Genomic DNA, 9828 nt, shown 5'->3' with positions numbered 1-9828 from the left:
TGAAAGGGACTTTGCGCTCGTCGTTACTTATGTCTCGTATTTCAGAGACATTAAGTAACGTGACGTAGCGCATCGTAGCGAAAGCGTCCCGTCCAAAAATGGATGATACTTTGCTAAACCGGGACATCTCAGACAATCCTTTGGGCATGTATTCATCAGAGACTTGACATAATAAGCAATATGCGGTTGTGAAGGATTTGAGGTATGGGAAGTTTGAGTTTATTATTATGTATCCACCATGCTTTACAGGCATGATGGAGTTTTGTATTAATCTAATAGAAGAAGAGGATTAACCGCTGTTCCATTCTGCTCTACCTTAAAATACAGATTACACCCTTCTTCCGTATACGCTGTACTTGGTGCCGCAAGTTTTCCAATGGTTTCTCCCGCTTTTAATTCATCGCCTTCTTTGACGGATACTGCCTTTAGCTGCCCATATGTGAGCGTGTATCCATTGCCAATGTTCATTGTCACGGTTTTGCCTGTTTCATCGTTCTTACTAACCGACAAGACTTCACCGGCCGCTGCGGTTTTAACGTGCTGTCCGACTTTGCCGCCGATGATCAATGCCGGATTACATCGATACTGTGCTAATGTCTTAAAATATACGGCATCTGTCATGCTAAACTTCATCAATACCTTACCTTTGACCGGCCAGCTCAATCCCTTTTCTTCATTAAAGGCAAAGTGCTTCTTGTCTTTTTGGGAGGCTACCGTTGTATCCTTAGCAGCTGCTTTTCTTGATCTACCAGACTTTGCTGCAGTCTTTTCGTTGTTTGCGGTATTGTTTTTCTGCGGTTTTTTCGTCGCCTTTGGCTGTGGCGTATCACTTGGGATCGACGGTGCTATTGTTGCCTTATTTTTGTCTGCAATCGACTGATCCTTAGAATTTCCCACAGGCTGCATACTGTCTTCCGGCGCCTCTGAGGACTCTACCTCTGCTTTCATAAAGCCGCCACCCTGCGGATCATTATTCATTCGATAGTATGTTGTTCCGATCGCCAACAGGCACACTAACGCAGTACACACCGATACATAAAATCCTTTTTTCTTCCACATGGATTCCTTCTCTTCAAACATCTTTTCCTCCATTCTGACTTGTAACTACAGCACCTCTCTGTAGTCTTTGCCGCTTTATTTTCCAAACTTCCACAACCGAAATCTGCGCATTCCCATAATACTTTATTATGTGCGTATTTTAATGTATTGTTTTGCAGCCTTTGTGCTGCGAATTCTGCTGTAAGAGAACTATAGCAATTGCTTGGTGCAATTTGTTTTTACAGTGATTTCTAAGTTTTGTCGTCTCTGATGTATGATTTACATGCCTTGCAGAGAACTCGAAGTCCCGCAAGCAAGGTAATCATCATTTTAGAAAGGGACTTTGCGCTCGTCGTTACTTATGTCTCGTATTTCAGAGACATTAAGTAACGTGACGTAGCGCATCGTAGCGAAAGCGTCCCGTCCAAAAATGGATGATACCTTGCTAAAACGGGACATCTCAAACACTCCTACAGGCATGTATTCATCAGAGACATTACAAAACAAGAAATCACAGCAAAAACTTGCAACTGCAGCAATTGTCTTAGTTCTCTTGCAGCAGAACAAGTTAGTGTATTGGCTACAAAACATTTGCTTATCATGACACATAATAAAGTATTATGGGAATAGTCACTATCGCAGGTTGTGCAACTTTGACTTTCTATTGCTAGTGTTGCCAATATGCAGGAAAATATACGAAAGAAGCTATCGCAAATGAGCGATAGCTTCTTTCTGTTATTAACTCAATTTTTAATTTCAAAAATCAGATTTTTGCTCATTGACCATCTGACCCTGCATCGGACCATTGGAGTAGATCGGTGCGCTTTCGCGATAAACAACCGTTGGCGGGATCTCGACCTCACGAACATGGTAATATACGACTCTCGTATCCGCCAGCCGATCATGCAGTGCACGTTTTTCGCGATCCGGTCCGATCATAAAATACCCGATAAAGATAATGATCTTAGACAGAAATCTTCCAACCGTCTCCCGATAAGCCACCTCGAATAATGTCATCTTGCGCTGCTCACTGCTGACAACCCGCAAACGCATTGCACGTTTTCCCAATGTTGCTCCTGTGAAATAGGTGAGCAGGATAAAATACAACACACCGAGCAGATATAGTACAATATCCTTGACCGAATATGAAAAAATAAAATCTTTCACGATAAAATTGTCCGGACTTGCTACTGTCGCGATCCATAACGGGAACTTAACGACGAGCAATACGCATCCTACGATGATCCAATCAATGATATAAGCTGCCAGACGTACGAAAAATCCGGCATATACCTGATTCTCCGTATTATTCTGCATAATATTTCAGCACTCCTTTTCCTTTTGTGTCGATCATGTCTTTCACGATCTGTGCATCAGACTTTGGTGTTACGTCTTCGGCTGCCTGGAACAGACTGCTTACCAACGAATTCATATCGTTATCCGGCTCATAAAACGTAATGTTCTTGTCGAAATCATTCGTCTGAATAAAATCCTGCTTCTCCTCTTCATAAGAACCAACCTCGTCGACCAGACCATTTTCCTTCGCCTGTTTCGCAGTGTAAATGCGTCCATCCGCAATCTTGCGCACATCAGCATCGTTTATGCCACGACCTTCACTGACAATGCTTACGAACTGATCATACGCTTCATCCACTAATCCCTGCATGATCTGTTTCTGCTCGTTCGTCATATCCAATCCACCGGATCCCATTGCTTTATTAGGTCCACTGGTAATGTCAATTTCCTTGATCCCCAACTTATCATAAAGACCTTTGTAATTCGTCAGTGATACAATGACACCGATCGATCCGGTCCAGCAATTGCGGTTTGCATAAATCGTATCTGCTGCCATGGAAATATAATATCCACCGGAGCACGCCTCCTGCGCAAAATATGCCCAGATCGGCCGCTTTGTTTTCTCCTTATATTCTTCCAGCTTCAAATACAACTCATCACTCTCGTATACCGTTCCTCCCGGACTATCTACATAAAGCATGATCCCTTTGTTGCTGCTGCTCTTAATCATTTTGTCAATGTATTTCATGTACAGATCATGATTGTAACCTGTGCTTGCCTTCCAAGCATTTGTCTCTGTCGGCCCAATCTCGCCCTCAATATTGATCACACCGATGAAATCTTCCGTTGGCAAAGACACCGAAGCTTCTCCCATCAGATTGTTCACCACGCTTGACACATCACTCTTCTTACTTTGTGTAAACTTGCTCTTCACAATATTTGAAACTACACCGGTCACACCTACAGCAATGATCACTGCACCTGTCACCAAAATACCAACCATTTGTTTTGTCTTCATGGTATGTTTCCTTTCTGAATCCTATGTTTCAAAGATGCCACAGATCACTAAGCTGTGATCTGTTCTAAGTCCTTGCACCCTCACATTAATAGCCTACCTTTTTGCCGCTCTTTGTCATATAACCGCTGATCCTATTTGCCTTGTAATCCGCTTTTTTGCGGGAATTTGGCACTTCCGGGTCGGTTGGATCATAGTGAATACTTCCTGTCACTTTGATCGTTGCCGGCTTACCAAGCGGTCCAGGCTTCTTGCTGTTCCCCTGCTTGATCTTGATCGGTGTTCCGGTCGGCACATAGTCATACAGCCATTTTGCATCGGCAACTGTCATACGGATACATCCTGCAGACGCCGGTGATCCAAGGCGGTTGTATGTGTTTGGATTTAAGGAATAATGGGACTGTCCTCCCACTGCGATTGCATGAAAATAAACATTTCCAACAATGTGTACTGCCCATCTTGCATATACAGTACTTCCGTCCGGCTCATGCATCGGCTTTAAGGTGTAACGCACCGCCTGCCCATTACTGCACACGCTAAAGTTTCCTAACGGTGTATACGAAGAATGTAACGCCAGTGCTCCCGGTCCTGCATTCGTTGAGACATCTCTACCAACGGATACCGAAAATGCCTGCACAGGAATATCATAAGATTTCGTTTTGGTATCGTACATATATACCGTCACAACTCCAGCCGCACGATTTAATTCGATCGTATAACGACCGCTTCCTTTTTTCAGTTTCAAGATCTTGGTCAGATTTGTCTGGCGTTCATTGTTAATATAGTAAAATTTATACGTCTTTCCGTTATATTTTTCATAACGCCATCCCTGTTTTCCCATATGTTTCTTGCCAATGCTATAGGACTTCTTGTTTAACAGTATTTTTTTGCCCCAAGCAGTATAGCCATAGGCATAGGCAACATATTTTCCAGTGCTCTTGCTCTTGACTACCGCACTGTATTTCTTAGAAGCAAGAACTGCCTTGTAGGTGTCCTGTTTCTTCTTGCCATTTTTGTATACTACAAATGTCACTTTCTTAATATTACCCGGCAAATATGCTCCGGATAATGTAAATTTTGAAGATGCATCCTTGCGAACTTTGATCTTGAATTTACCACCCTTGGCACGTTCGTCTGCCAATGCAGTACAAGTCAGCATCCTGGACACATTGCCTGTATTTTTGTAAACTGCTTTTACTGTATAGAGACCCAGTTTATTTTTTAACTTCTTTAATTTAACCGTGGCAACATATTTCTTGCCGGATTTGCTTGCCTTAGCTGTATATACTTTCTTTCCAGCGCTATTATAAATTGGGAAAGAAATCTGTTTCACATCCGATACGCTTTGAAAACCACTCAAAACGATCTTAAAAGATTTTTTCTTCTCCAAAGAAGCACCCTTTTGCACTGTCAATGTACCTGACAACGGTTCTACCTTGTATTCAGACTGTGCTACCGTAATGCCCTGCGACCAATTTTCATTTTCCAGCACGATCTTGGCACACCACGTTCCATAAGCACTGCCTGCCTTAGAAATCTTCTCCGTCCACTTCAGGGAAGAGCCGGCTAAATTCTTAGCTCCACCGATTTCCTTCGCCGTGCTTTCGGATTTATTTTTCTGCCAAGCATACACTTTCACTTTGTTGCCACTGCCGGGTGCGAGTACACCGCCTTCCGGCTCTGTTGACACAAGCTGAAAAGTTCTTGCACTGTCTGTTGACTTGCCGGTGATCAGCATACGCATTCTGCTGCGATGAATGGAAAAATCACATACACCTGCTTTAATATCTTCTGTTCCTACCAAAATATGAACAGAATAGCTGGTGCAAATGTATTTTGCATCTGCGAGTGTGATATTTCCTTCATAGGTTCCATTCACGCAATTATCCTCGCTGATCCTAATCTGCTTCTTGATCATCGTCTGTTTATTGTCTGATCTTCTTAATTCCATCGTAAATTCAGATTCTCTGGATGGATCAAGACCCTTTACCGTATACGTACATACCCCGTCTTTTCTGTCTGTTGTAGCACTTGCTGTGTGTGTGGTTGCTGCCTGTGTTACTGCTGTCATAGCACTACACGATAACACCATAGCAAGCATCATCATTACCACGTACTTCCAATTGCTGCTTTTCTTTACCCTCATTGTCAATCCTCCATTCTTGCTTTGCACGATCCAAACGTCAACTATGCCGCTGACATTTTACTCGCAACATGTTGAAACATGTTAAATATATATTTTGTCATGTTTCCCACATTCTGTCAAGATGAAGAATCCGCCCAACCTTTCGGCCGGCTAATCGTCAAGGGCGATCAAAAAGACGACACTTGCTTGCTTTTTCGTCAATCGGTCACTTGGTATCACCTGTTCGAGATCTTTCGTCAAATAATCCGATAATGACCACGGATTCGACTTCCCATATTTCAATGGCGTTAATGGCTGGCTTGCCTGCTCAGCCAATTTGCCGGTTCTGTCTATTTTCATAAAAGTTGCTACAATTTCGCACATTTTCACACTGCCTCCCTCTTTCGTCACGGCAGGATCCGATGTATCCTTGTAGTCAAATAATCTGACTACCTTGCAGTCATCAATGGCATAGTCATTGCTCATGCGTTTGCAATAATCTTCTGCGACTTTATACGCTGTGTTCTCTAATTTGTCCTCATCCGCCAGGTCTTTCGTTTGTTTTCCAGTCACTCCCGCATCGCCAAAAAATCCTGCTTGGATCAACTTATCGACATCAACCTGTGCACCCTGCTCCTCACTCTCACAATTTTGCACGACCATCGATTCTAACCGATAATTGTAGTGATCCAGCAAAACATTGTCGAATACGCCACCCAAATACAACGCAATAAATGCGCACACGATAACGCCGACGATCAGTGTTGCCCGCAAGAACTGTTTGCGGCAGTATGCCTTTTCATATTGTTTGCGGCGTTCTCTCTCTTGCTCATCAAAAACATCTGCTTTATCGATAACCGTTCGGGCTAACTTTTCCTGATTTGGAAGCGGTAACGGAATATCCGTCGGGATCGCACTCATTTCCAACAATTTATCCTCACTTACTTCATCCAGTAATTCTCCGATCCATGGCTCATTGTTGTTAGCTTTTCTACGCTTTGTATGAATCTTCATAATGATCTCCTCCATTCTTATGTCCATCTGCAGTTGTTGCTATGTCAACTGATCATGTTCACTCTGCAGCACCGTCTTTAACTTTTCTAATCCACGTTTCAATCGTTTCTCTACTGCATTTTTGGATAATCCTGCCCGCTGCCCGATTTCTTTTGCTGTCATTCCATAATAATACTTCTGGATCACAATGCTCGCCGTCGGCTCCCCCAAGCCCTTTATCGCCTCGATCAAAAGGCGGCTCTCCTCTTTCTGTATCGTTTGCTGTTCCACATTGTGATCCGACAAGGGTTCTTCCCCTTTTTCCAACTGTTCTTGCAGCGAAATTTTATCAAATTTGTCTGTCTTGCGCTCGTAATACTTAATTGCCTGCCTCTCGGCGATCGTCAACAAAAAAGTCTTTAGCGAACCTTTCGACAGATCGATCTTGTCTCTGCAGCGATATAATTCAAAAAAAATATCACTGACACATTCTTCAATATCCTCTTTACGAAGACATCCCTGCAAACGGCGCCACGTGATCGAATACACCAAACCACCATATTGTGCGGTCAGTATACGAATTCCCTCTGCCGGTTTGTCTATTAACAGCGCAAGGATCGTTTCCTCCTGTATCTGTTCCATGATTCCCCCTAAGTCTGCCATTCATCTTGTAATACGCAAATAGCTATGTTCTATCCGGTTACACAATCATATTACCATGTTCTTTCCAAAAACCGCCACCCATTTCAAAATTTGCAATGCAAAAAGACTGCCTTAATTGAGGCAGTCTTTTAATACTTGCAGATTCTCCTGCATTAATGACAAATACGTTACTCCCGCATCAAATTGTTTCTTGGATACGGTATGACAAGACTGATAGGTTTCCACTTTTGCCCCGGTCGCCTCCGCGATCGTATCAGCAACTTTGGAACTGCTCATCTCTACCTGCAGCACAACCGAAATATGCTGCTGTTTGATACGATCGATCAAATAAGCGATCGTATCCGCACTTGGCTCCATATCGCTGCTGCATCCCGGGAATGCGGCACGGTATGTCAGTCCATAGGCGTCTGTAAAATATCGCAGCGGAAAGCGGTCTCCAAAGACCATCTCTTTGTGTTTTGCTCCTGCGACGATCTGACGGATCTGCATGTCCAAATCCTTTAACTGTGCAGTATATTGCTCTGCGCGGTTCAGGTATTCCTGTGAATGATCCGGATCTGCCTTTGCAAAAGCAGCTGCGATCTCATCGACAAGCTTGACACAGTTAAGCGGTGCAGTCCATATATGCTCATCCTGCTCCGTCTCCTCCGCATCGTCGTGATCACCATCTGCATGCTCATGCTCATGTTCTTCTTCCTGCATGCCTTCCACTATTTCCTCGTCAACAACCTTGACATGATCCATCATTCGCAGCGTTGTTATATTTTTGCCTTCTGCCGCTTCTAATACCTTTGGCACCCAGCTTTCCATTGTTCCACCATTGTAGATAAATACATCCGCTTCACCGATCGTCACCATATCTTTGGCAGTCGGTTCAAATGAGTGTGTATCCATTCCGGCAGGAACGATCAGATCTACCGACACACGGTCGCCACCAATCTGCTTTGCAAAATCATAATACGGAAATACCGTAGTGACAATGTGCAGTTTCCCATCTTCCTTTTTCGTTGCGATCTCACCACACCCCGCCACAAGTGGCATGATCATGCAGACCGCCAGGCAAAAGGCAAGCCATTTTTTAGTTATAGACATGTCCAAACGGTTCCTTCCCTTGTGTCCTTTACTTCGATTCCCTTGTCCAAAAGCTCCTGACGGATTGCATCTGCTTTCGCAAAATCTTTTTCCTTCTTAGCTGCTTTACGCTCTGCGATCTTTTCCTCGATCCAAGCAACAAGCTCCGGATCTGCGCCAGTCTCTCCCTCTTCTTCCGCAAGCAGTCCCAAAGACAATACCTGATCAAAATCCTCGATCAGCGCACGTTTGGTTGCATCATTGGTATCTGCCTTGAGTACATCATACAATACGGTAAGTGCCTGAGAAGTATTAATATCGCTTCCCATGGCTTCTGCAAATTTATCCTGATATGCTGCAAAAACGTCCTGATCCACTTCACCTTCTTTGGACAAAGCCGCGATCCGTTTTTGTAACTTTTCGTATGCGATTTTCACATTATCCAATACTTCGTAACTAAATACCAGCGGTTTGCGATAATGTGACTGTAGACAGAACATGCGGTAAACCAGCGGGTTGTAACCTTGCTCTTCCAGAGATGACACGGTCAAAAAGCCACCTGCCGATTTACTCATCTTACCGCGCTTGTCGTTCAGGTGCTGTACATGAAACCAGTAGTTACACCATTTATGCCCGGTATAAGCTTCACTCTGCGCAATTTCATTTGTATGATGCGGAAAAATATTATCAACGCCGCCACAATGGATATCCAAATATTCACCCAAATGCTTCATGCTGATGCAGGAACACTCAATATGCCAGCCCGGATAACCGACTCCCCAAGGGCTGTCCCATTTCAACTCCTGATCGTCAAATTTTGACTTGGTGAACCACAATACGAAATCTGTTTTGCTTCGTTTGTTTTCATCCTCTTCCACATCATCTCTGGCACCAACCATCAGCTCTTCCTCTTTCTGATTGGATAAGACATAATATTCTTTCAGCTTCGATGTGTCAAAATATACATTGCCGCCTGCTACATAAGCATAACCATCGTCAAGCAGCTTCTCGATCATATGAATAAACTCCGGAATACAGTTTGTTGCCGGCTCAACGACGTCCGGAGTCTTGATATTTAACTTAGCGCAGTCCTCAAAGAATGCCTTGCGGTAAAACTCAGCAATCTCCATCACTGTTTTGTGCTCGCGCTTAGCACCTTTTAACATCTTATCTTCCCCGCTGTCTGCATCACTTGTCAAATGACCGACATCGGTAATATTCATAACACGCTTTACATCATATCCGGCATAACGCAGATACTTTTCCAAAACATCTTCCATAATATAACTGCGAAGATTTCCAATGTGCGCAAAATGATACACGGTTGGTCCGCATGTATACATGTTTATTTTACCCGGAACGTTCGGATGAAATTCATCAATTTTTTTAGTTAATGTATTGTATAAATTTACTGGTCGCATGTTCTGTCCCTCCTGCTCTTCTTAATTCCATGCCATCTATACTTTACAAGATAATACTCGATATTGCAATACAAATAAAAAGGACAGTCAACGCACGACTATCCTTTTTGGAGAAGGTATTTTTGTTACTTATGGGGTGTAGCAAAAACTATATAATGTATTGGGGTTTACGATGGTTAGTATAGCAGTGGATCGCAGTTAAGTGT

Annotated in this window: 8 protein-coding genes; all 8 read right to left on the bottom strand. The window is 43.4% G+C overall.

Going from position 1 to position 9828, the window contains the following annotated elements; translation table 11 throughout:
* Window positions 1–267: 267 nt before the first annotated feature.
* Complete coding sequence (locus tag DW981_RS10870) at window positions 268–1080, bottom strand: M23 family metallopeptidase (protein WP_182434238.1); 813 nt, start codon at window positions 1078–1080, stop codon at window positions 268–270.
* A 714-nt stretch (window positions 1081–1794) separates the two neighbouring features.
* Window positions 1795–2355 (bottom strand): RDD family protein, encoded by a 561-nt coding sequence (locus DW981_RS10865; protein WP_022025698.1) that lies wholly within the window; start codon window positions 2353–2355, stop codon window positions 1795–1797.
* Window positions 2345–3352, bottom strand: coding sequence for a signal peptide peptidase SppA (gene sppA / locus DW981_RS10860; RefSeq protein WP_022025697.1), 1008 nt, complete (start codon window positions 3350–3352; stop codon window positions 2345–2347). The genes DW981_RS10865 and sppA overlap by 11 nt, the downstream gene beginning before the upstream one ends.
* Before the next feature lie 85 nt (window positions 3353–3437).
* Window positions 3438–5495: a L,D-transpeptidase gene (locus DW981_RS10855; protein WP_118507725.1), complete on the bottom strand. Its 2058-nt coding sequence runs from the start codon at window positions 5493–5495 to the stop codon at window positions 3438–3440.
* Window positions 5496–5645: 150 nt separating this feature from the next.
* Window positions 5646–6488, bottom strand: coding sequence for a hypothetical protein (locus tag DW981_RS10850; RefSeq protein ID WP_022025695.1), 843 nt, complete (start codon window positions 6486–6488; stop codon window positions 5646–5648).
* A gap of 39 nt (window positions 6489–6527) precedes the next feature.
* On the bottom strand, window positions 6528–7109 hold the full coding sequence (locus DW981_RS10845; RefSeq protein WP_182434237.1) for a sigma-70 family RNA polymerase sigma factor: 582 nt from the start codon (window positions 7107–7109) through the stop codon (window positions 6528–6530).
* Window positions 7110–7241: 132 nt separating this feature from the next.
* Entirely contained in the window at window positions 7242–8222 is a 981-nt protein-coding gene (locus DW981_RS10840) for a metal ABC transporter substrate-binding protein (RefSeq protein ID WP_118507723.1), read from the bottom strand.
* The gene (gene cysS, locus DW981_RS10835) at window positions 8213–9622 is read right to left on the bottom strand and encodes a cysteine--tRNA ligase (protein WP_022025692.1); all 1410 of its coding nucleotides are present in this window, start codon (window positions 9620–9622) and stop codon (window positions 8213–8215) included. Before cysS ends, DW981_RS10840 begins: the two co-directional genes overlap by 10 nt.
* Window positions 9623–9828: the final 206 nt, after the last annotated feature.

The sequence above is a fragment of the Clostridium sp. AM49-4BH genome, from assembly GCF_003478335.1.
In the GTDB taxonomy this organism is placed as follows: domain Bacteria; phylum Bacillota; class Clostridia; order Lachnospirales; family Lachnospiraceae; genus Butyribacter.
The sequence above is the reverse complement of the archived record's forward strand: the minus strand, read 5'-3'. Positions and strand labels throughout refer to the sequence as shown.

What these genes read in the sequence shown, in the direction of transcription:
- DW981_RS10870 (WP_182434238.1), bottom strand. Translation starts at nt 1,080, where the DNA reads ATGTTTGAAGAGAAGGAATCCATGTGGAAGAAAAAAGGATTTTATGTA.
- DW981_RS10865 (WP_022025698.1), bottom strand. Translation starts at nt 2,355, where the DNA reads ATGCAGAATAATACGGAGAATCAGGTATATGCCGGATTTTTCGTACGT.
- sppA (WP_022025697.1), bottom strand. Translation starts at nt 3,352, where the DNA reads ATGAAGACAAAACAAATGGTTGGTATTTTGGTGACAGGTGCAGTGATC.
- DW981_RS10855 (WP_118507725.1), bottom strand. Translation starts at nt 5,495, where the DNA reads ATGAGGGTAAAGAAAAGCAGCAATTGGAAGTACGTGGTAATGATGATG.
- DW981_RS10850 (WP_022025695.1), bottom strand. Translation starts at nt 6,488, where the DNA reads ATGAAGATTCATACAAAGCGTAGAAAAGCTAACAACAATGAGCCATGG.
- DW981_RS10845 (WP_182434237.1), bottom strand. Translation starts at nt 7,109, where the DNA reads ATGGAACAGATACAGGAGGAAACGATCCTTGCGCTGTTAATAGACAAA.
- DW981_RS10840 (WP_118507723.1), bottom strand. Translation starts at nt 8,222, where the DNA reads ATGTCTATAACTAAAAAATGGCTTGCCTTTTGCCTGGCGGTCTGCATG.
- cysS (WP_022025692.1), bottom strand. Translation starts at nt 9,622, where the DNA reads ATGCGACCAGTAAATTTATACAATACATTAACTAAAAAAATTGATGAA.